This is a genomic window from Fructilactobacillus sp. X7R4C1 (genome assembly GCF_059901115.1).
This window is the reverse complement of the sequence record NZ_JBWXVD010000005.1, coordinates 30,774-51,666: the sequence shown is the minus strand read 5'-3', so window position 1 is coordinate 51,666 and position 20,893 is coordinate 30,774. Positions and strand designations below refer to the sequence as shown.

Here is a 20,893-nt window from a genome sequence, read left to right as displayed (position 1 = left end):
AAGTTATCCACAGGCAGTGTGCATAAGTTTATGTAACAAAATTTTATTAAAAAAAGAACGCGATAAACGTTGATATCACAACAACGAAAATTGCGTTAACGAACATATGTCTTGTTTATTTCTGTGGATAAATAAAAATGTTGTTGACAAAATCGAAATATTAACAGGTCTTTAAATTCTCCAGAAACGGGATAGTTTGTGAAGGTACCTGTGGATAACTTTGTGGATAGTCTGTTTAAAGGAGTCGACTTATGAACATTAAATTGGTGGTAGTTGGAAAATTGAAGGAAAAATACTTCAAAGACGGAATTAATGAGTACGTCAAACGACTTTCTCGTTTTTGCAAGTTTAAGATTGTTCAGGTTCCCGACGAAAAGGCGCCTGAGAACCTTAGTCAAGCGGAAATGGACGAGGTGATGGAGCAAGAAGGAACCCGAATTTTGGCTAAAATTAAAGACCGCGAGTATGTGATTGCTTTGGCAATTCAAGGCGATGAACTGACCTCTGAAGCCTTTGCGAAAAAAATCAAGGATCTCGCAACGTACGGTCACTCAGACATTACCTTTGTGATTGGTGGGTCGTTGGGACTTGCTCCTAAGGTGTTGGAGCGGGCTAACTTTGAACTATCATTTGGTCGTTTTACTCTACCGCACCAGCTGATGCGCTTAGTGTTGACCGAACAAATCTATCGGGCTTTCATGATTAATAGCGGCAGTCCGTACCATAAATAGGAAACAGGCTGATTAGCTTTTTTTATTATTTTATTTGTAAAATATGGATATTTGCTTCAACTACACGTACACGCCGAAAGGATGTCAGTAATAATGAAAATTTTAAATTCGCATCGGGTGCTGCGTTTTCTGGTTCAAGTTCTAATTACCGCTATTGGAACGGCGATTATCGCTTTGGGAATGACGTTGATGCGGAAAGAAAACCTCGGAATGGACGCCTTTACCGCATTAAGTGTCGGATTATCGCACCATTTACCGCTTGGCTTAGGTAACATCCAGTTCATCGACTACATGATTCTGTTAGTCATCGTGCTGATTTTGGATTACCATCAGATTGGCTTTGGGACTTTGATTAACATGCTGGTGGGTTACGGGGTTCAGTATTTCACGCTCTGGTTCGGTGCCTACTTGGTGTTCGATAACTTCTGGTTGAAATTGTTGTTCGCTGTCCTTGGATTCCTGATATTCACGGTCGGAATTGCCGTTTACATGTCGGCCAAGTTCGGGGTGTCCTCGTATGACGCGATTGCTCCCATTTTCTCTCAAAGACTGCACATGCCGTACTGGTCAGTGCGGGTGATTCAGGATGTTCTTTTCATGTTTTTGGCGTTCTTCGTCTCTGGTCCAATTGGAATTATGACGGTCATCATCTCGTTGTGTTCGGGTCCTTTTGTGGAACTCTGGGGAAGACACCTCCATCTGATTAAATAAAAAACGGTCCGCTGGATTATTCCAACGGACCGTTTAGTTTAATTAATTTTTATTATCATTTGGGTCAATACTGCAACTGCCGCCTTCGCAGTTAGCACCTTTTTGTTGGTTGTCATCGCCACCAACCATTTCAATTGGTTGAAAGCTAGCCCAAGCCTTGTCTAAAGCGGACTTGAAGACCTTCACCGGTTGAGCACCAGAAACGGCGTACTTCTTGTTAAAGATGTAAAACGGAACCCCGTTAATTCCAACTTGTTGAGCGGCGGCTTCGTCAGCTCTGACGTCGTCCTTGAATTTATCACTGTCTATGACAGATTTGACTTCGTCCTGATTTAGACCAACACTCATGGCGAGGTCAACTAAAACGGAGTTGTCGTCAACGTTTAAACCGTCGGCAAAGTAAGCTTCAAACAACTTATCCATCAGTTCGGATTCTTTGCCCTTGGTTCCCGCAAAGTGAAGTAAACGGTGAGCTTTTAAGGTGTTCACTACTTTAATCTTTCCGGTATCCATCTTTAAACCAGCTTCGTTTGCCAGTTCGGTGATGGTTGATAGAAACTCAGAAACTTTTTCCTTTGACATTCCCTTTTCCTTACTCATATGGTCAGCCATGGTTTCTGGTTCACCAGATGCGTTGGGATCAAGTTCAAAACTATTGTAATGAACCTCAACGTCGTCCTTATGGTCAAAATCACTTAGTGCGGACTTGAAGTGGGCTCGTCCGATGTAACAGAACGGACATGCAATATCGGACCAAACTTGGACTTCCATTTTTTTCGTCATTTTAGTACCTCCTACAAATTATCTACTAACTAAAGTATAGTGTTCAGCTGAATCAATCACAATCATCTTGCTTAAGAATCACTTATCAATGGCGTTGCTTGTTCCAAGTAATTTATCGTTTTTGATTTGCTTTGGATCTTGGTTTTGTTCAGTGGTTTGCTTACTATCACTGTTTTTTGCTTCATTTGGAGTGTTTTGATTTTTATTCTCGGCATGATCCGATGACTTCTTGTCAGAATCGCCATGGACTGATTTGAGAATCTTATTAAGCCAATTCTTCATGTTACTTCCCCCTCATCTACTTCTCACCTTATTATAGTATAGTGGGTTTTGATTGTAATGAAAGTTAACTAATTTATAAAGAATTGTGATAGGCCAACTACGAAGGGGACCTTTTGCTTGCTTTTATTTCGGAAATTAAATAGAATTAAAGTACATATTAACTTACTTTTTGTGAGTAAAGGGAGAGAGATTAAATGAAAACAGTTGACGTAATTTTAGGTAGTGCCCGATCCAATTCTAGTGGTGCCGGAATTTTTAACTTTTTAAAGAAGAACGCAGAAGAACTTGAGTCTGACAACGAGGTCAAGTTGAACTTTATTGATATTGGTGATTTAGACTTACCAATCTTCAATGAGCCACTACCACCAATGGGTGATCCTGACCGGAAATTAACGGGGGCACCCAAGAAGTGGATTGATAACATCAAGGCTGGTGACGGTTATCTATTTATCGAACCAGTCTATGACAACGGTCTTTCTGGTGCGTTTAAGAACGCCCTTGATTATATTGGCTTTGAAACGGCTGACAAGCCTGCCCGAATTGTTTCGTATTCTAGCAGTGCCTTGTCTGGTCAAGCTTCGGCTTTAGGCATTCTTCCCACTTTATCCATGTTGGGAATGGTAATGTTGCCACACATGACCATGATTGGTCACATTGACGACAACTTTGAAAAGGATGGCAATTTTGTAAGTAATGCGCCATCAGAAGAATACTATTCCAAACAGTTAAAGGCTGCCGTAAGTGACATTGCTTCTTACACCAAGCTTTTAGGTAATTAGGACTATAAATAAATACGCAAAAGGAGCACTTCAAAAAATGAAGTGCTCCTTTTTTTTATTGAAAAATCATCTGCAGGACGATCAGGATAATCGAGATCAAGAAGACCGCTGTGATTATGTACTTGAAGAGTTTGTTAATCTTATTACTTCCCTCGGGGAAGAGCCACAAGATTAAGATTAAAAGGACGTTTAGGCCAATTCCCACCCATGGATTGGGATGAAAAAAGGTTAAGACCATCAGTAACACCAAAATCACTAGTTCAAGTAGTTCCTTAAAGACTGTCAATTCAGGTAACCCCCTTTCTGTTTTACTAAAAACACCAAATCCGAGTAGACGTGGAGGTCTCTCAATAGATTTGGTGCACAGGTATGTTTTTAAAATGGCAAAAGAGATTGATTGGTACTTCTCATTACCGAACTAATTATACCATTGCGTTAAAACAAAAGCGAGATTATTTTTAATTATTTTAGATGGTTGACAAGTACTGGCGATTAAGGCTGATTTAAAGGGGCTAAGTATCAACTAATAATGGATTATCATTAATCAGTACATTCAACAAAGTTAATTAATTAAGAGCCAAGTTATATTACGTTCGAGGATTTTTCTGATGCGACGATTGTTAAACATGTAACTATTAAAAAGTTAGTTAAAATTTGGCAAAAACGTTTAACTTTCCCAGTGTATCAACACATATCCACTTTTACAAATTATCAACCTTTGAACGATTTGACAAAATTTGTGAAACAGTTATCATTATTGACGTACGACTAGGAAACTTTTTCTAGTCGGTTAAAATGCTTGTTATAAATTGCGAAACCCCGTACGATATGGGTGGTTAAATCGTTTAACCATAAGCATGAATAACAATTCTTAAGGAGGATTATTATGAAATCTGCAATTGAAGTGAACTCTGAAATTGGGCAGCTGAAGTCTGTCTTAATGCACAGGCCTGGAAAAGAGATTGAAAATGTCATTCCAGATACCATGAAGCAGATGTTGTTTGATGACATCCCGTATCAAAAAATCGCTGACAAAGAGCACGATTATTTCACCAATCTACTCCGTGATCATGGAGTGGAGGTTGTGTATATCGAGGATTTGTTGGAAGACATCTTAAAAAAGGATGACGTAAGGGATGATTTTGAGTCAACTTACCTAAATGAACACTACTACACGGGTAGTTCGGCAGAGGACATCAAGCGCTACTTTGAGAGTCTCTCGATTCACGACTTGGTCAGTACGATTTATGCCGGCCTAAGACGAGATAAAATTCATTTTACTCACCCAAGTTTGCACGACGTGGCCGGGACGAACGCTTTTGATCCCTTCCTACTGGATCCACTACCAAATGCGTACTTTACAAGGGATCCGCAAGCTTCGATGGGATCTGGTTTAACGATTAACCACATGACTTTTGAGGCGCGGCGTCCGGAGTCACTCATCACGGAGTACGTGATGAAGTATCATCCACGGTTTGCCGGAAAAGTTGACGTTTGGCTGGACCGCTATAATGATGCTCGGATTGAGGGTGGTGACGAACTCGTTTTAAACGATCACGTCATGGCAATTGGTTGCTCGCAACGAACCTCAACTCGTTCGATTGAAAAACTGGCTCATAAACTTTTTGAGGACCCGAAGTCACATTTTGACACGATCGTGGCGGTCCAAATTCCGCATAACCATGCCATGATGCATCTAGATACGGTCTTCACCATGGTCAACTACGACCAATTTACCGTATATCCAGGGATCATGAACGGTGGTAAGATGAATATTAACATCCTTCATCCCGGAAAAAACAATACCATCAACATGGAACATCGTGAAAGTCTGCCGGATACACTCAAGGAAGTTCTTGGATTATCTGAGATTGACATGATGGAGACCGGCGATGGTGATCCAGTTGCCGCTCCACGTGAACAGTGGAACGATGGGTCAAACAACTTGGCAATTGCCCCCGGGGAAGTGGTCACATACGATCGCAACACGGTCACGATTGATGTGATGCGGAAACACGGCATTACCGTTTACGAGATTTTGTCTTCAGAACTATCGCGTGGCCGTGGTGGAGCTCGTTGTATGTCACAACCAATCATTCGTGAACCACTTGATAAAAATAATTAGAGGGGGAGCAAATCAAATGAGTACATTACTAGAGGAATTAAAATCAATGCAGGGACGTTCTTTTTTAAAGGAGTCTGATTTTACACCAGCCCAGATTGAAGCTTTGATTGATTTTGCCATTAACTTGAAAAACGAACACAAGAAGTATGGCAAGGTGACCAAGTATTTACACGACAAGGACCTGGTGCTCTTGTTTCAAAAGACTTCGACCAGAACCAGACTTTCGTTTGAACTTGGTGGTGACGACTTAGGTGGAAACACGGCCTACATTGATCCAACCTCAAGTCAGTTCGGCAAAAAGGAATCGGTAGAAGACTCCGCGCGAGTCTTTGGCGAACTGGCTGACGGGATTGAGTACCGGGGCTTTGAACAGTCCGACATGGAAATCATGGCCAAGTACTCGGGAGTCCCCGTTTGGAACGGTCTTTCAAACGAGTGGCATCCCACTCAAATGATTGCTGACTTCATGACCGTGAAGGAAAACTTCGGTCACTTAAAGGGGCTCACGTTGACCTTTGTTGGTGATGGGCGAAATAACGTGGCTAATTCTTTACTGGTGACCGGCTCGATGCTGGGTGTGAACGTTCACATCGTGGCTCCAGATGAACTGCATCCCGAAAAAGCGGTGGTCGACCTGGCCGAAAAGTACGCTAAGCAATCTGGGGCCCACTTCATGATTACCTCTGACATTGACAAAGGTGTCAAAGGCTCAAACATCATCTACACCGACGTTTGGGTGTCAATGGGTGAAAACAACTGGCAACAACGAATTGACCAGTTATTACCGTACCAAGTCAACATGGACTTAATGAAGAAGACGGGTACTCCTGACGATGAATTGATTTTCATGCACTGTCTACCAGCCTTTCATGACGGCAACACCACCACTGCCAAAGAGGCGGTTAAAAAGTACAAGGGCCTAAATAGTCCCGAAATGGAAGTAACCGACGAGGTCTTTAGAAGTCCTTACGGGCGCCAGTTCGTTGAAGCTGGCAACCGCAAGCACTCGATCATGGCAATTATGGCCGCCACTTTAGGCGACTTAAGTATGTACAACGAAAATTAAATTTTACTAAAGCATAAATAGGATTATCAATGATACAATCATGTCCTAAATTAGGATTTGAGAGGATTGCGTAAATTATATGGGAAATAAAAAGGGAGTTTCATTATTTGGATTAATCATGCTGGTCATTAGTTCCGCGATTGGCGCTGGAATTTATAATGCCAGTGAACAGATTGCGGCAGCGGCCACTCCGGGACCCGCGCTCGTTGCGTGGATTATTACTGGAGTCGGAATTTTTGCACTAGCAATGAGTTTGAAGTCTCTAAGTGAGGATAAACCAGAACTGACTGGAATTTCCGATTTTGCCAGAGATGGATTTGGTGACTTTGCTGGATTTCTATCGGGCTGGGGATACTGGCTATCGGCATGGCTTGGTAACATTGCGTTTGCCACCATGATGATGTCAGCGATCGGTTATTTCTTTCCGGTTTTTCGATCAGGCAACTCAATTCAAGCGGTAATCATTGCGTCGGTATTCACGTGGCTACTCACGTGGTTAGTAACGATGGGGATTGAGAACGCGGCTTTCATCAATACCATTATCACCGTAATAAAAATAATTCCCTTGGTTGCTTTCGCAATCTTAGGAATTGTCTTATTCAAGGCTAACGTTTTCACCGCCCACTTCTGGGCTAATTTTAGTACTAACTTCACGTATAGTCCGGCGACGGCAATGGGGGTATTTGATCAAGTCAAGGGCTGTATCATCACCACCATGTGGATCTTCATCGGGATTGAAGGTGCCACGATGATGGCAGGACGCGCTAAGAAGCGTTCTGATGCGGCCAAGGCGACCATTATTGGCACCATCTCACTCTTGATCATCAACATCGTGATTGCGATGCTACCATATGGTTACTTACCCCAAGCCAAACTAGCTAAGTTGAGTAACCCGGCCCTAACCTATGTTGTTAAAGATATGATTGGACCAATAGGTGCGGCTTTTGTCAGTATCTCACTTATAATCACCATGGTCGGTGCCCTCCTGTCATGGACCATGCTTCCGGTTGAAGCGACGTCACAACTAGCTGATCAGAAGCTACTACCCCGGTGGTTCGGTTACTTAAACAAGCACAATTCACCTTCACACTCATTGTGGTTAACTCAGATTTTGGTACAAATTGTTTTGATTTCGTTACTATTTACCGATCAGGCGTACAACCTGGCAATCTCGTTGTGTACGGCAGCGATTGTGATTTGTTACGCGCTGGTTGGTGCCGATCAAATTAAGGCTGGACTGCAGGCTCATTCGGTCAAGAAAATGATGCCAGGAATCCTAGCTCTATTGTTTGAAGTTGTCGGAATCGCAGTGGCGGGACTACAATTCTTGTGGTTATGCTCAATTGCATACGTTCTAGGCTTTGGTTTCTACATCAAGGCAATCAAGAATCAAGGACGTAAAATCACACCCTTTGAATGGATCATGATGGCATTGATAACGATTGCCGCCATTGGGGCGGTCATTGCTCTATTTATGGGAAAGATAGGAGTGTCGTAAATGAAGAGAATCGTGATAGCTCTGGGCGGCAATGCGATTTTAACCGATGATCCAACTGCGAAAGGGCAGAGAGAAGCTTTAAAAAAAACCACGAAAAAAATCGTGAAGTTCGTGCGTAATTCAACTGAGAACCTTCAGTTAGTGATTACTCACGGCAATGGCCCGCAAGTTGGAAACTTGTTGCTCCAAGAACTAAACGGTAGCACGAAGGAAAATCCGCCAATGCCACTTGACGTGGTTGGAGCGATGACTCAAGGTGAGTTAGGACTGTGGATTGGGGATGCCCTCTCAGACAATGATATGACTAGTTCAACCATTGTCACGCGGGTATTAGTCAATCCCAATGATCCAGCGTTTAAGGATCCAACCAAGCCCATCGGTCCGTTTTACGCGGACGTTAATTCCGTTATAATGAAACATCCGGACTGGAAATTTGTCGAAGATTCCGGTCGCGGATTCAGGCGGGTCGTTCCATCGCCTCATCCCATCAGCATTTTAGAAGCCAAGCAGATTAGCACCTTGGTTGACAGTGGGTTCACTGTCATTGCTGGCGGTGGTGGCGGCGTTCCGGTCGTCATGACCGATGACGGGGACGTCGAAGGCGTTGAAGCCGTGATTGATAAAGACTTTACGGCTTCGTTAATCGGACAAATGGTCAATGCTGATCAGTTAATTATCCTGACTGGCATTGACCAGGCGGCCATTAATTTCGGTAAACCAAATCAAAGAGAACTGGGACACGTGTCGCTTGACGAACTGGACATGTATCTAAAACAAGGTCAATTTGGTAAGGGTTCAATGGAACCCAAGATTCAAGCGGCGATGCAGTTTGTGAAAAACACCGGCAAGGAAGCCGTGATTACGTCATTAGACAACGTTGCCGATTTTGAGGAAAATGGTCGAGCAACGGTCATTAAAAAATAACGACGGAAGAAATCACCCGATGACTATGAACTAGTCTTTGGGTGATTTTTAGTTGTTATTAAGTGGCCCGCGGGATTATAACCATTTTTCCAATTTGATATTAGCATTTAAGAACGAAATGTCAAAGATTATTCTTATCTAGTTAGAGGTAATCCAATGTCATGATTAGTATTTAAAACAAAAAGTTCCCTTGCAACTATCAAAAATAGTTGCAAGGGAACTTCATGGTACTTGTGGGTCATAACCATCAAATAGAAAGGAGTAGTGCATCTTGTTTGAAAACTACCGCCTACGCGGTACAAACATAGTATATCATACATGATAAAAATGTCTATCTTTATTTATTTTATGTGATTGAACAGTGGCACGATTAACGCTGGCTTTAACATAAACTTCACATGCATATCGCTATTAACGTTTAGTTGAATTTGTTATGCTTTAGACGTATATAGGAGGTTTCAATTATGAAGATTATGATTATTGGTGGAACCGGAAGAGTCGGTTCTGACCTAGTAAAACAATTTCAAAAAAACACTGACGATTCGGTTACCATTGCGGCTCGTCATCCTGAAGAAGTCAAGTTTGTGGACACCGTTGAGGAACGTCCCAAAATTAACACCATGAAGTTTAGCATCGTCGACATGAGTGTTAACGCAATGGCCGACGCAATGAAGGGCTTTGATGCCATCTACTTCACCGCTGGATCCGGTGGACACAACGTGGTCTTAGTTGACAGTTACGGAGCCATCAAGACCATGCAGGCCGCCGAAAAAGCCGGCGTCAAACGTTACATCATGCTCAGTTCAGCCTTTGCGCTTCAACCAGACCAGTGGGAAGGAAAGAAACATTACGCCAAGTTACAGGACTACCAGGCTGCTAAGTTCATGGCCGACCACTGGTTAATTCACGATACTGACCTGAATTACACTATTTTACAACCGGGCTCCTTGCTTGAGACCCCTGGAACCGGCGAAGTAACCTTTAATGATGACCAACCCGGTTCAAATTCAATCAACGACGTTTCGCAGGTCTTGTTTGACGTTTTAAATAACCAACATGCCTTTGACAAGGTAATCATCATGCACAGTGGTGACATGAGTATCGAAACCGCACTTAACAATTTAAAATAGTTAGGGAGAATTAAGATGGCTGTTAAAGATAAAGTAGTTGTAATTACGGGAGCTTCTAGTGGAATTGGTGAAGCGACCGCCAAGTTGTTGGCAAAGAACGGAGCCAAGGTCGTGCTGGGCGCTCGAAGAGAGGATCGCTTACGTGCGATTCAGGAAGATATCCAAGCTGACGGTGGTGTGGCCGCCATTCAAAAGACCGATGTCACCAAACTCGATGAGGTCAGAAACTTGGCGTCCGCTGCGGTTGACCAGTTTGGTCGCATCGACGTTTGGATGAATAACGCTGGTGTGATGCCCCAATCACCACTGATTAAGGGTGACGTCAAGGGTTGGAATCTCATGATTGACGTCAATATCAGGGGTGTTTTGTACGGCATTACCGCTTCCCTTGATACGATGCGTGGTCAAGGTGGCGGTCAGTACATCAACACCGCTTCGGTGGCGGCCCACACTTCTGGAATTAACAGTGGGGTGTACAGTGCCACAAAGGCGGCCGTTAAGATGATTAGTGATTCTCTTAGAGAGGAAGAGGCTAAAGCCAAGTCTGGTATTCGGGTGACTATGATTTCACCCGGTGCGGTCGTTACCGAATTGCCTAATCATATTACCGATCCAGACATCAAGAAGCAGTTTGAGTCATACGACTTGACGCCGCTTAGTCCCAAACGGATTGCGCAATCCATCCTGTACGCCATTGACATGCCCAAGGATGCCTCGGTCAACGAAATCGTGATTCGACCAACCGATCAGGTTTAGGGTTAACGCATATGAAACTAGATGTGTCAAAGCACGTTCTACGGGATGGTTCGTTTTTAATCATCGCCATCCTGTCAATCATGCAGTTTGCGCGCTACGTCTACACCCAGGAGTATTTGCGTTCGGCTAAGTACCTGGTGCTGTTTTTGATTACCGTTTTAATGTATGGACTAGTTCCAGATCAAGTCCTGCAGTCGATTGTCAATCTGATTATGATTGGGTTGCTCCTGATTTTTACGTGGTACGACGAACGCATTGATAAACGACGAGAAAAGAAATAAATTAATTAGACTAGTTGTTGGTTTTAACCGATAATTAGTCTTTTTTTACGGGAAAATTAACCAATCCGTGAACCATTTCCGCGATGAAGGTTGAAATTGTTAATATTTAATACTATTATTATAAAAAACAGGTTGTTCGAATTTTGTTATCTGACAATATCCGAACATTGCATATAAAATGGAGGAGAAAGTTCGATGAATTACTATCTAATCATTAACATCATTGGGGTCGCCGTGTTCCTCGGAATTGCCTTTTTGTTTTCCAAGGATCACAAGCACGTCAACTGGCGATCGGTCATTGTCGTTTTAGTCTTAAACCTCGTCATCGCGTTTCTCCTTACTCGCTTTAGTTGGGGTCGAGACGCCGTCAAGGGTGCCGCTGAAGGATTCAACTGGATTGTCCAGGTTGCTTACACTGGGATTGCCTTTGCGCTGCCAAACTGGGTGCACGTCAAACAGATGAACTTTGTGACTTCAGCACTGCTTCCAATCTTAATGATTGTTCCGTTGTTTGATATCCTTACATACTTTGGGATTTTGCCATTTATCATTAAATGGATCGGAATTGCGTTATCAAAGGTTACGGGACAACCAAAGTTCGAGTCATTTTACGCCGTTGAAATGATGTTTCTGGGAAACACGGAAGCCCTAGCTGTTTCTAGTCTGCAACTCAAGAAATTATCCAGTGAACGACTCTTAACGGTTGCCATGATGTCGATGTCTTGTATCACCGCTGCGATCGTTGGTTCGTATACCCAGATGATTCCGGGGCAATACGTTTTAACCGCGATCCCGCTTAACATCTTGAACGCCATCATCGTGACTTCACTACTGAATCCCGTTCACGTTACGCCTGAAGAAGACACAATTGCGACGATGACGGAACCCTCAGAGCAGGTTGCTGAGGAAACGGTTGCTGATAAGCCGGAAAAACCCAAGAAAGAACCGTTCTTCTCATTTTTGGGTGACTCAATCTTAGGTGCCGGTAAACTGGTATTAATCATCGCTGCTAACGTCATTGCCTTCGTGGCCCTTGCTAACTTAATTAGTAAGTTACTAGGACTCATTAATCCTTGGCTTTCTCTGCAACATTTGCTTGGAATCGTAATGTTCCCATTTGCATGGCTGATGGGGATGGACGTTAACCACGCCTTCCAGTTTGCTCAATATATGGGAACCAAGTTAGTGACCAACGAATTCGTGGTCATGGGTGCCATTGCTCCCCATATCAACAACTTACACATTTTCCCAGCTCACTACCAGGCTCAACTTTGTGTCTTCTTGACTTCCTTTGCCAACTTCAGTACCGTTGGCATGGTCATTGGATGCTTGAAAGGCCTTGTAAGTCGGGAAAAGAACGACGTTATTTCCAGAAACGTTGGATACTTAATCCTATCCGGAATCTTGGTATCATTACTCTCGGCTGGAATCGTTGGATTATTCGTTTGGTAATTATTAAATAAAATTCATGACACTTCTGATTTAATTCAGAGGTGTTTTTTGTTGTCTAGCTATAAATACGTAAGTTTAGCGAAACTTAATTTTAGTATGATACACTGAACGTAAATAATTAGGGGATGAGAATTTGAAACGAATCCATCCAAAGCTAAAGATTCGTTGGCTCGCCATCGTTTTGGTGCTAATCTCGGGGATCGTCGCCGTGACTTTCACCCATTTCGACGCACCAATGTACAAACAGACGGTGGCTCGAGTCGTAAACGTGCATAACTATGGTCGCACTTCACAAACTGATGAATTTAAGAATCATGACTACCAAGAAAACCAGAAACTGACGCTGAAAGTTTTAAACGGGGAGTACAAGGGCAAGACGATTACCGCCAACAACCAGTATTCTGGTGCCGGGGCAACCGACATGAAGTATCATGCCGGACAACAGGTCTTTATCCACGTCGCCAACAAGAACTTAAAGCCTTCGTCGATTTTGATCAACGGTTTTAAGCGGGACACCGCGGTTGTCTTCTTAATCTGGCTAACGGTGATGTTGTTGCTGGTGATTTTGAAGTTCAGTGGCTCCATGGCGCTTCTAAGTATCATCATCAACGCCGTCCTGTTCTTTTTGGCGGTCTCAATTGACGTGGGGACGAGCTTTAATCCGTTCATCTTGTTTGCCATCTTGTCGGTAATTTTCACGATTGTCACCGCCATCTTGATTTTTGGGGTGTCAAAGGAGACGGTCGTGACGATTTCGTCCACGATTCTAGGGACCGCGGTCGCAATTCTGATTGCGTTTATTGTGCTGTCAGTGACACACGAACGGGGTATGAACTTTGAGATGATGGACTACGTGACCCAGCAACGACTGCCAATCTACTTTGTTGGTTGTATGATTGGGTCACTGGGGGCCATCATGGACCTCTCGGCGGACATCACGTCCAGTCTGTTTGCGGTTTATGAGGAAGACCACAGTCTTTCGTTTTTAAAGCTCTTAAAGAACGGGCAAAACATCGGGCGGTCAATCATGGGACCGCTGATTAACGTTTTGTTCCTCATCTTCGTGGCTGGCACTTTTCCGATGATGGTGCTGTTCTTAAGAAACGGTAACAGTTGGGGCTACTCGTTTTCAATGATTATGTCACTTGGAATCATTCAAAGTCTGATTAGTGCGATTGGAATCACGCTGACGGTGCCGATTACCAGCCTGATTGCGAGTGTGCTTTGTGAAACGAAGGTGATCAAATGAGTACCATGACCGTCTTATTAATCATTCTCTTTTTCGCAATGCTGCTGGCAGGAGGCTCCAAGGGTTTCGTGGCCTTCATTGGATTACTATGTAACTTTGGATTGGTTTTCATGTCCGTGGTTTTGATTGCGTTTGGCATTCCGTACCTCTGGGTCACACTGGTTAACGCCGTCATTATCCTTGTCATTACAATTTACTTCGGTAATGAGCAAGGACGAAACGCCGACGTAGCGTTTGTGACCTCGTTAATCGTGGTGGCAATCGTAATTGCGTTGATCATTCCGGTGGAACACTGGGCGCAGGTGCAAGGTTTTGGACCCGAGAATACCGAAGATTTGGAAGGAATGTCGCTCTTAATTGGCGTGAAATTCCTAAACGTTTCGTGCGCGATGACGATTCTGAGTTGTTTGGGAGCGGTGGCCGAAGCGGCCGTTGCGATGGCCACCGGTTTAGTTGAGATTCAGGACCACAACATCAAGATTTCTGATAAGGACTTCAGTTATATCGGGGTTTCGATTGGAAAAGAAATTGTTGGAACGGCCTTTAACACCCTGTTCTTTAGTTTCTACGGGGAGCTAGTTGGTTTGTTCATCTGGTTTGCGCGTTTGCATTACAGTATCGGCATGGTCATGAACGACAAAATCTTTGCGTCAGAGTTGATCATGACGTTGATTTCGGCGATTGGAGTGGTTCTGACCATTCCCGTGACCATTGCGGTGATGTTGTATTTGAAGCATCGCAAGTTGAAGAAAGCAAATAAAGCATAAATACGTAAAAAGCATTCGATTAGTCGGATGCTTTTTATTTTTATTAAATTAGACAATTCACATGATTTTTTCTATACTTTGATGTATTAATGGATAAGGTGGTTTGAGTAATGAGTAAGAAGTGGTCATGCTGCAAGAATGATAAAAACTGTGGTTCTTTTAAATATCGAGCATTAAAATGGATAAGTAAAGTTTGTAATTGGATATGTAAAGGATTAAGGGTTGTAAAACAATATTGGATGAAAATAGTAGTTGTAATAGTCAGTATTTTAGTAGTAATCGGGTTTCTAATTAAAGCTGGAATTACTGGTGATGGATGGGCAAGTTTTTTTGGTGCTATTATTGGTATTTGTGGTGTTGTATGGCAAGTAAATAGACAAATTAAAGATCAAGCTAATTCTTTGGAAAAACAAATAAATGTTCAAAATGAGAATGTCAATAGACAAATTGAAGCTCAAAATAAAAATATAAAAAAACAAATGGATCATCAAAATAAACTATTGAAAAATCAACTGGAAGAAGAAAGACAGAACAGTTTTGATTCAGCAATTTCCACTGAAAATTTTAAAGGTTATATGAGCATTTCTAGTGATTTATTATCAATCTCGGATTTATATATTAGTTTACTTGGAGATTTACACCAGGGATATTTCAATAGAGATTCTTTAGATCGTAATAATATTAGTGTCGAAAAATTAATCAAAATTCTTATGAAAGACTCTGATACGTTTACGACATTAAATCATGTTTACCAAACAAGAACTACTGATCAGAAGAAAATAGATAAAGTAAAGAATTTTAATGATACAGTCAATAAAAAGTTATTTGAAATAAATAAAACTATAGGTGATGTTAATAATTTAATTATAAATAGTACTCAAAATATACATTTAGATGTTTTGTTAAAATATGTTGAGTCTATTATTACAGGACTTGAGTCATTATCATCCTACATTGTTAAAGGAGCTAATAATATTATAAAATGATTTGTGAACTTTATCCTTTACAACTCGCGATTTCTGTGGTTAAATTAATGCAAAATAAGAAAGGGATGAAACCAATGACAACGATTACTACGAACTATCAAAATACTTGCTGTTGCTGTACTTGTTACATGTAGGTCAGCGTTCGTAGTTTTAGATGCGGGTGTTGATCAAACACCTGTATCTAAGTGTAGTAATTTTTGTGCTCAGTTAGATACAACATTTTGTTAGTCTAACTGAGATTGGTGAATTCCAACTCAATCGAATATACTAATCTACTCTATTTACGTTGAGAAAAAGGATCAGTTAGGCTAACTTTATGGATAGTCTAACTGATTTTTTAATTGTTTCGTTTAACGAGGTTTTGGCAGAAACAGGATGGCATAGTTGAAGGGGAGAAATAGGATGAAGAAAAGATATTGGATTACCGCTTTAGTCGCAATTATCATGATTTTATTTGGATATACGTTTGTGTATCGGCCGTATCAGAAGGCACATGCACCACAATCAAACAAGAAAACCATCACGTTGGCAAGTTCACCCGGTCCTTACAGTGACCTGTTTATGAAGGGTATCAAACCCATTCTTGAAAAAGACGGTTATAAGGTTAAAAATAAGTCATTCTCCGTCTTACTGAATGCTGACATGGCATTAAACCAGGGTCAGGTTGACTTAAACGTTGAACAACACGGCGCCTACATGAATAACTTTAACAAGGAAAATCATGGTAATTTGGTTGCCTTGACTAAGGTGCCAACCATTCCAACTGGGATTTATCCGGCCAAAAAGCACAGCTTAAAGGACGTTAAGAAGGGTGACACGGTTGCCATTCCAAATGATCCATCCAACATGTCACGGGCTTTTCTAGTAATGGAAAAAGCCGGTTGGATTAAGCTGAAGAAAGGCGTGGATCCCATCAAGGCCACTAAAAATGACATCATCGACAACAAGTACGACCTGAAGTTTGACGAGATGGATTCGGCCAACGAACCACGTTCCAGAAACAGTGTTGATTATGCCATCATCCCTGGTTCTGATACTTACGGGGCTAAGATTCCCGCTAGTTCAATGCTTCTGCGTGAAAATCCACAGAGTCAGTACATGCTGCTAGCAGTTGTAAACAAGAAGAATGAGCACACCAAGTGGGCCCAGGACATCAAGAAAGCTTACAATTCCAAGCAGTTCATGAATTACATGAAGAAACATAATCAGGACCACGAGTGGGAAATTCCTGAGAAATAATTGAACACTGTGTCTAAAAATACGATCAAATCCTCCCAATGTTTGGAGGATTTTTTTGTTTCACGTGAAACTTATTCCACACAAAAACAGGCCAACCTCACAGTTGACCTGTTTTTTCTAAGTATTGCCAATCCTACTTGTTATCTTTGTTTAAAGCAATGTTCTTAAGGGCTTCAAAAGCATCGATGTCGATTTCTTCAGTAGTATTGTTGTTGAAAGTAACTTGGTATGAAATGATGTTACCTTCTGATTCGCGGGGATGGATTGAGTTCACGTTGTTCACGTTAATCAAACGACCATCGCCAGTTTCAACTAATCCAGAAAAGTTCATGTTCTTCACCTCCTTACTAGTATTATTACATATGACGCGCCAAAAGATAACCAATAATACGCTCAATTGCCGTTAAATTGGGAATTTATTGCCTTTTGTTAATTTCATGATTTACATTAAAAAGACTTAGTAAATTTAGTAAGCGTTTTTATTGCAACCGTTTTCATATGGGAGTATATTAGGGTCAACAAAAGAATTAAGTACTTTTGGGAGGAAGAAATTATGACAGATGTAAAGAAAATTCCTGCAGCAGTAGCAATGCTTAAAGTTATTGAATCATATGGCGTTAAGGACGTTTATGGATACCCTGGTGGTTCCATTAACTCAACGCTTGCTGCGCTCGATCAAGAAAAAGATAACATTAATTACGTACAAATTCGACACGAACAGGTTGGTGCTTTAACGGCCGCTGCTCACGCTAAATTAACTGGTAAAATCGGGGTTGCCTTTGGGTCCGCTGGTCCTGGTGCGGTTAACCTACTAAACGGCTTGTATGACGCTAAAGAAGATCACGCTCCAGTCCTTGCCATCGTTGGCCAAGTTGGTCACGACAACATGAACTACAATTACTTCCAAGAATTTCCAGAGACCCCAATGTTCTCTGATGTTTCGGTTTATGACCGTATCGTAATGACTCCTGAAAGCTTGCCACACGTTGTTGACCGTGCGATTCACGAAGCATACGCAAAGAAGGGTGTTGCCGTAGTTGTCATTCCAAATGACTTTGGTTTTGAAGAAATCCCCGATGTTCCGTACAGTTCTGCATCAAAGACTTATGACAAGCCAGCTCCAGAACCAGTCGCAACCGATGACGAAGTAAGTCAAGCCCTTAAGATGATTAAAAATGCTAAACGTCCAGTGCTTCACGTTGGTCGTGGAATCAAGGGCAACGGCGACAAGTTAATCGAACTTTCAAAGAAACTCCAGATTCCAGTTATTATGGACGGATTAGCTTTAGGCTACGTTGACGCCAACTACGAAGCTAACCTTGGAACCGCCAACCGTGCCGCATCAAAGGCCGCTGACGAAATCTTAAGTACCGCTGACCTAGTTATCGCCATTGGTGGGGACTTCCCATTCGCTAAATCAGTTTATGCAAGTCACAAATTCGCTTACATCCAAGTTGATGACTCTCAAATCCAACTTGGTCGTCACCACGAAGTTGACCTCCCAATCTGGTCTGACGCTGGTTCATTTGTTGACAAGGCATTGGCTCAAAGTGAAAAAGTTGCTCCAAGTCCATTCTACAAGGCCGCCGTTGCTGATCAAGCTAACTGGATGGAGTACATTCACAAGATGTTAAACATTGGCAGTGACGAAACCGATGAGAGTAATGGTAGTTTCATGGAAGAATTCAAGGACTTTGGTAAACACTTGAAGGACACCATGACTAACGCTAACTCAACCATGCCAGTTGCCCCAATCTACAAACAAATTAACCGAGTAGCCGACAAAGATGCCGTCTTCTCAATCGACGTTGGTGACAACATCATCAACAGTTTCAGATACTTGGACATTCAACCAACTAACAAGTGGGTCATCTCCGCATTGTTCGCAACGATGGGTTCTGGACTTCCTGGTGCCATTGCTGCTAAGAAAGCTTACCCAGATCGTCAAGTCTTTAACATTGCCGGTGACGGTGCCCTTTCAATGGTTATCCAAGACTTAGTAACCTTGACGAAGTATCAACTTCCAGTTATTAACGTGGTTACTTCAAACGAAGACTTAGGCTTCATCGAAGGTGAACAAGAAGACTTACCAATGCAATTCTTCGGCCTTCAACTTCAAGGTCAAAGCTTTGAATTGATTGCTAAGGGAATGGGAATTGACGCTACAACTGTTCACAACGTTTCTGAACTTCCTGCTGCATTTGACAAAGCCGTTAAGGTTACCAAAGCTGGTCACCCATTCTTGATTGACGCAAAGATTAACCAAGACCGTGGACTTCCAGTTGAAGATTTGATCGTTAAGATTGAAAATGGTCAAATCGTTGAAACCATCAGTCCAAATTACAAGAAGGACAAGAATGACAACAAGACTTACACATTACCAGAATTCTTCGCAGAATATGGTGGCGAAGGCTTGTTACCACTTAAAGACTTCTTCGACAAATACGATGTTCAACTTTAATAAGTAAGAAAAAGAGCTCTCATTGAGAGCTCTTTTTTTGTGGATTTAGTTATACTCGTAATTCGTCAAAAATAGACTAGAAGAACGCTAGGTCAGGGTAAAGATGATGGACAATATGGCGTCGTCAACTTCCCATTCTTGATTTAGAACCTAGTCTTAAAAGTTGATAGGGTCAAGGATTGGTCTTTCACAGCCAAACATCACTTAAAACAGCTGTATAAAATCCAAGAAAATGCAGTCAGAATTGAGAAAATAATTCCCCAGAGTGGAAAGAAATAGATAATTATCAAGCTGACTAGAGCACAACCTACTTCAATTGTTAAGTGGTAGCGATTAATTCGTTTGTGGTGTTTAAATTGTTCATTAGAGAATGTTTGTTCGTTACTTTTGACTAGAAGGTAATCTAATAAGTAGTAAGACAGGTACCATACGATGAAAACGAAGAAGTAAAAATACTCGGTATGCCGACTAAATGGGAAACGGGACACCCATGCTGTTGCCATTGGAGCTGGTGACATGCACAAAAGAAAGAGCAAGTTACTCCAGAATGCAGGCTTAGAGACAACCTTTATTGAATTGAAGGTATTCATTAAATTGTACCATCCAGTACTGATCAGGAGAGCACTGATAATGAAAGCGGCAAAGTAAGGTAATTGTTCGATAATTCCACTAAAACTCGCAGTTTCTGGAACTTTGATTTCTAGAATCATTATGGTCATGATAATGGCTATGACCGCGTCATCATATGCTTCCACTCGACTTTTGGGCATATTAGTCACTCCTTTTTAATAATATAAAAATATACTATATCTTTAAGATTAGTCAAGATGAAAATGTTTTAGTGGGTAGTACAGAGCTCTAAGTTATATTTAGTATTATGTAATGCGAACTATAAAGGGCGCAAAAACTTGAGCAAATTCCTCAGCTCACGGCGATTTAATGGTATGATGAAAGTAATCACAAGAGGATATCGGAGATGAAATATAATGAGTTTTAAAGGATTTGTTAATTGGTTTTTAGTTGTTTTTTGGATCGTGACTTTCGTGGTGTTAGCCATGGGTTTCAGTATGGTCTCAATGTATATGATGGTGATCGGAATGCTGATTCACAGTTTAAATTGTGTCCTAGGAGATAAAATTTAAAGGAGGAATTAGATGTTTAAACCAATTTTATTGATTATTGCAGTGATTGCCTTAATCATTGCGTGTTATTTGTATTGGACGAATCGCGATCGGGCCGTTGATAAGAGTTATATCAAGAGCTGGACGTACTGCGTCTTTGTTGTATGTATGCTAGTTGCTGTTGTAACTTTTGCCATCGCCACCAGAAACATTTTGTCAGTTGCTGGCTTTGTGATTGCCTTCGTCCTGTTTGTTTACTACTTGGTTCGCTACTTTATGGCTGCTTTAGGTAAGGGATACAGCTGGGATCAGACGGTCTTCATTAAGTATTTTAGAAGAGCCGTGTATGCACTACTTGCGACTTTGATCTTCTTCATTGCGTTCTATTGCTCATCAAATAACCAGTTGGATATGTTGCATCATCGAGAAATCACTTCACATCTCCAGATGAAGCATAAGAAGACGCATAAGGAAAAGATGAGAATGGAGAAGAAGGATAAGAAAACGGAAATGAAATAGTAATGGGAAGCCCTGTAGTGGGGCTTTTTGTGT

Annotated in this window: 22 protein-coding genes; 17 read left to right on the top strand and 5 right to left on the bottom strand. The window is 41.8% G+C overall.

Annotation, left to right across the window (positions count from 1 at the left end; translation table 11 throughout):
- The first annotated feature begins 251 nt into the window (after positions 1-251).
- On the top strand, positions 252-731 hold the full coding sequence (gene rlmH, locus AC6UC9_RS05860) for a 23S rRNA (pseudouridine(1915)-N(3))-methyltransferase RlmH (protein ID WP_500701421.1): 480 nt from the start codon (positions 252-254) through the stop codon (positions 729-731).
- Between the two features lie 93 nt (positions 732-824).
- Positions 825-1,442 carry a YczE/YyaS/YitT family protein gene (locus tag AC6UC9_RS05855; protein WP_500694186.1) on the top strand — a complete coding sequence of 206 codons (618 nt, stop codon included), beginning with the start codon at positions 825-827 and terminating at the stop codon, positions 1,440-1,442.
- Positions 1,443-1,484: 42 nt separating this feature from the next.
- On the opposite strand, the gene AC6UC9_RS05850 is transcribed toward AC6UC9_RS05855, so the two are convergent.
- Together AC6UC9_RS05850 and AC6UC9_RS05845 are read right to left on the bottom strand one after the other, a co-directional pair.
- Entirely contained in the window at positions 1,485-2,225 is a 741-nt protein-coding gene (locus tag AC6UC9_RS05850) for a DsbA family oxidoreductase (RefSeq protein ID WP_500701420.1), read from the bottom strand.
- Positions 2,226-2,303: 78 nt separating this feature from the next.
- Positions 2,304-2,507: a hypothetical protein gene (locus AC6UC9_RS05845; protein ID WP_500694184.1), complete on the bottom strand. Its 204-nt coding sequence runs from the start codon at positions 2,505-2,507 to the stop codon at positions 2,304-2,306.
- A 194-nt stretch (positions 2,508-2,701) separates the two neighbouring features.
- Here AC6UC9_RS05845 and AC6UC9_RS05840 point away from each other — a divergent pair, with 194 nt between their 5' ends.
- Entirely contained in the window at positions 2,702-3,286 is a 585-nt protein-coding gene (locus tag AC6UC9_RS05840) for an NADPH-dependent FMN reductase (RefSeq protein WP_500701419.1), read from the top strand.
- A 55-nt stretch (positions 3,287-3,341) separates the two neighbouring features.
- Here AC6UC9_RS05840 and AC6UC9_RS05835 read toward each other — a convergent pair whose 3' ends face one another.
- Positions 3,342-3,572, bottom strand: coding sequence for a hypothetical protein (locus AC6UC9_RS05835; protein ID WP_500694182.1), 231 nt, complete (start codon positions 3,570-3,572; stop codon positions 3,342-3,344).
- A gap of 600 nt (positions 3,573-4,172) precedes the next feature.
- Between AC6UC9_RS05835 and AC6UC9_RS05830 the strand changes: the two genes are divergently transcribed.
- The 12 genes from AC6UC9_RS05830 to AC6UC9_RS05775 all read left to right on the top strand — a co-directional run bounded on the left by AC6UC9_RS05830 (position 4,173) and on the right by AC6UC9_RS05775 (position 16,759).
- Positions 4,173-5,411, top strand: coding sequence for an arginine deiminase (locus AC6UC9_RS05830; protein ID WP_500696271.1), 1,239 nt, complete (start codon positions 4,173-4,175; stop codon positions 5,409-5,411).
- A gap of 16 nt (positions 5,412-5,427) precedes the next feature.
- On the top strand, positions 5,428-6,477 hold the full coding sequence (gene argF / locus AC6UC9_RS05825) for an ornithine carbamoyltransferase (protein WP_500701418.1): 1,050 nt from the start codon (positions 5,428-5,430) through the stop codon (positions 6,475-6,477).
- A 79-nt stretch (positions 6,478-6,556) separates the two neighbouring features.
- Entirely contained in the window at positions 6,557-7,975 is a 1,419-nt protein-coding gene (locus AC6UC9_RS05820) for a basic amino acid/polyamine antiporter (RefSeq protein WP_500699689.1), read from the top strand.
- A complete protein-coding gene (arcC, locus tag AC6UC9_RS05815; RefSeq protein ID WP_500701417.1) occupies positions 7,976-8,899 on the top strand; it encodes a carbamate kinase in 924 nt (307 codons plus the stop codon). It begins immediately after the preceding gene.
- A gap of 464 nt (positions 8,900-9,363) precedes the next feature.
- Positions 9,364-10,029 (top strand): SDR family oxidoreductase, encoded by a 666-nt coding sequence (locus AC6UC9_RS05810; protein WP_500701416.1) that lies wholly within the window; start codon positions 9,364-9,366, stop codon positions 10,027-10,029.
- A gap of 15 nt (positions 10,030-10,044) precedes the next feature.
- Positions 10,045-10,785: an SDR family oxidoreductase gene (locus AC6UC9_RS05805; RefSeq protein ID WP_500701415.1), complete on the top strand. Its 741-nt coding sequence runs from the start codon at positions 10,045-10,047 to the stop codon at positions 10,783-10,785.
- Positions 10,786-10,796: 11 nt separating this feature from the next.
- Complete coding sequence (locus tag AC6UC9_RS05800) at positions 10,797-11,066, top strand: hypothetical protein (RefSeq protein ID WP_500695971.1); 270 nt, start codon at positions 10,797-10,799, stop codon at positions 11,064-11,066.
- A gap of 195 nt (positions 11,067-11,261) precedes the next feature.
- The gene (locus AC6UC9_RS05795) at positions 11,262-12,518 is read left to right on the top strand and encodes a NupC/NupG family nucleoside CNT transporter (protein ID WP_500695972.1); all 1,257 of its coding nucleotides are present in this window, start codon (positions 11,262-11,264) and stop codon (positions 12,516-12,518) included.
- A 133-nt stretch (positions 12,519-12,651) separates the two neighbouring features.
- Positions 12,652-13,767 (top strand): YibE/F family protein, encoded by a 1,116-nt coding sequence (locus AC6UC9_RS05790; protein WP_500701414.1) that lies wholly within the window; start codon positions 12,652-12,654, stop codon positions 13,765-13,767.
- Positions 13,764-14,534, top strand: coding sequence for a YibE/F family protein (locus AC6UC9_RS05785; RefSeq protein ID WP_500699683.1), 771 nt, complete (start codon positions 13,764-13,766; stop codon positions 14,532-14,534). Before AC6UC9_RS05790 ends, AC6UC9_RS05785 begins: the two co-directional genes overlap by 4 nt.
- Positions 14,535-14,644: 110 nt before the next feature.
- The gene (locus AC6UC9_RS05780) at positions 14,645-15,520 is read left to right on the top strand and encodes a hypothetical protein (protein ID WP_500701413.1); all 876 of its coding nucleotides are present in this window, start codon (positions 14,645-14,647) and stop codon (positions 15,518-15,520) included.
- Positions 15,521-15,922: 402 nt separating this feature from the next.
- Complete coding sequence (locus AC6UC9_RS05775) at positions 15,923-16,759, top strand: MetQ/NlpA family ABC transporter substrate-binding protein (RefSeq protein WP_500701412.1); 837 nt, start codon at positions 15,923-15,925, stop codon at positions 16,757-16,759.
- A gap of 133 nt (positions 16,760-16,892) precedes the next feature.
- Here the strand turns inward: AC6UC9_RS05775 and AC6UC9_RS05770 are convergent, their stop codons facing one another.
- A complete protein-coding gene (locus AC6UC9_RS05770; protein ID WP_500694170.1) occupies positions 16,893-17,090 on the bottom strand; it encodes a hypothetical protein in 198 nt (65 codons plus the stop codon).
- 222 nt (positions 17,091-17,312) lie between these two features.
- On the opposite strand from AC6UC9_RS05770, the gene AC6UC9_RS05765 reads away from it, so the two are divergent.
- On the top strand, positions 17,313-19,220 hold the full coding sequence (locus tag AC6UC9_RS05765; protein WP_500701411.1) for a thiamine pyrophosphate-dependent enzyme: 1,908 nt from the start codon (positions 17,313-17,315) through the stop codon (positions 19,218-19,220).
- A 200-nt stretch (positions 19,221-19,420) separates the two neighbouring features.
- Here the strand turns inward: AC6UC9_RS05765 and AC6UC9_RS05760 are convergent, their stop codons facing one another.
- Positions 19,421-19,990, bottom strand: coding sequence for a TMEM175 family protein (locus AC6UC9_RS05760; protein ID WP_500701410.1), 570 nt, complete (start codon positions 19,988-19,990; stop codon positions 19,421-19,423).
- A gap of 384 nt (positions 19,991-20,374) precedes the next feature.
- On the opposite strand from AC6UC9_RS05760, the gene AC6UC9_RS05755 reads away from it, so the two are divergent.
- Positions 20,375-20,860, top strand: coding sequence for a hypothetical protein (locus AC6UC9_RS05755; protein WP_500701409.1), 486 nt, complete (start codon positions 20,375-20,377; stop codon positions 20,858-20,860).
- Positions 20,861-20,893 lie beyond the last annotated feature (33 nt).

Coding starts and splice junctions, on each gene's coding strand:
- rlmH (WP_500701421.1), top strand. CDS start 252: ATGAACATTAAATTGGTGGTAGTTGGAAAATTGAAGGAAAAATACTTC.
- AC6UC9_RS05855 (WP_500694186.1), top strand. CDS start 825: ATGAAAATTTTAAATTCGCATCGGGTGCTGCGTTTTCTGGTTCAAGTT.
- AC6UC9_RS05850 (WP_500701420.1), bottom strand. CDS start 2,225: ATGACGAAAAAAATGGAAGTCCAAGTTTGGTCCGATATTGCATGTCCG.
- AC6UC9_RS05845 (WP_500694184.1), bottom strand. CDS start 2,507: ATGAAGAATTGGCTTAATAAGATTCTCAAATCAGTCCATGGCGATTCT.
- AC6UC9_RS05840 (WP_500701419.1), top strand. CDS start 2,702: ATGAAAACAGTTGACGTAATTTTAGGTAGTGCCCGATCCAATTCTAGT.
- AC6UC9_RS05830 (WP_500696271.1), top strand. CDS start 4,173: ATGAAATCTGCAATTGAAGTGAACTCTGAAATTGGGCAGCTGAAGTCT.
- argF (WP_500701418.1), top strand. CDS start 5,428: ATGAGTACATTACTAGAGGAATTAAAATCAATGCAGGGACGTTCTTTT.
- AC6UC9_RS05820 (WP_500699689.1), top strand. CDS start 6,557: ATGGGAAATAAAAAGGGAGTTTCATTATTTGGATTAATCATGCTGGTC.
- arcC (WP_500701417.1), top strand. CDS start 7,976: ATGAAGAGAATCGTGATAGCTCTGGGCGGCAATGCGATTTTAACCGAT.
- AC6UC9_RS05810 (WP_500701416.1), top strand. CDS start 9,364: ATGAAGATTATGATTATTGGTGGAACCGGAAGAGTCGGTTCTGACCTA.
- AC6UC9_RS05805 (WP_500701415.1), top strand. CDS start 10,045: ATGGCTGTTAAAGATAAAGTAGTTGTAATTACGGGAGCTTCTAGTGGA.
- AC6UC9_RS05800 (WP_500695971.1), top strand. CDS start 10,797: ATGAAACTAGATGTGTCAAAGCACGTTCTACGGGATGGTTCGTTTTTA.
- AC6UC9_RS05795 (WP_500695972.1), top strand. CDS start 11,262: ATGAATTACTATCTAATCATTAACATCATTGGGGTCGCCGTGTTCCTC.
- AC6UC9_RS05785 (WP_500699683.1), top strand. CDS start 13,764: ATGAGTACCATGACCGTCTTATTAATCATTCTCTTTTTCGCAATGCTG.
- AC6UC9_RS05780 (WP_500701413.1), top strand. CDS start 14,645: ATGAGTAAGAAGTGGTCATGCTGCAAGAATGATAAAAACTGTGGTTCT.
- AC6UC9_RS05775 (WP_500701412.1), top strand. CDS start 15,923: ATGAAGAAAAGATATTGGATTACCGCTTTAGTCGCAATTATCATGATT.
- AC6UC9_RS05770 (WP_500694170.1), bottom strand. CDS start 17,090: ATGAACTTTTCTGGATTAGTTGAAACTGGCGATGGTCGTTTGATTAAC.
- AC6UC9_RS05765 (WP_500701411.1), top strand. CDS start 17,313: ATGACAGATGTAAAGAAAATTCCTGCAGCAGTAGCAATGCTTAAAGTT.
- AC6UC9_RS05760 (WP_500701410.1), bottom strand. CDS start 19,990: ATGCCCAAAAGTCGAGTGGAAGCATATGATGACGCGGTCATAGCCATT.
- AC6UC9_RS05755 (WP_500701409.1), top strand. CDS start 20,375: ATGTTTAAACCAATTTTATTGATTATTGCAGTGATTGCCTTAATCATT.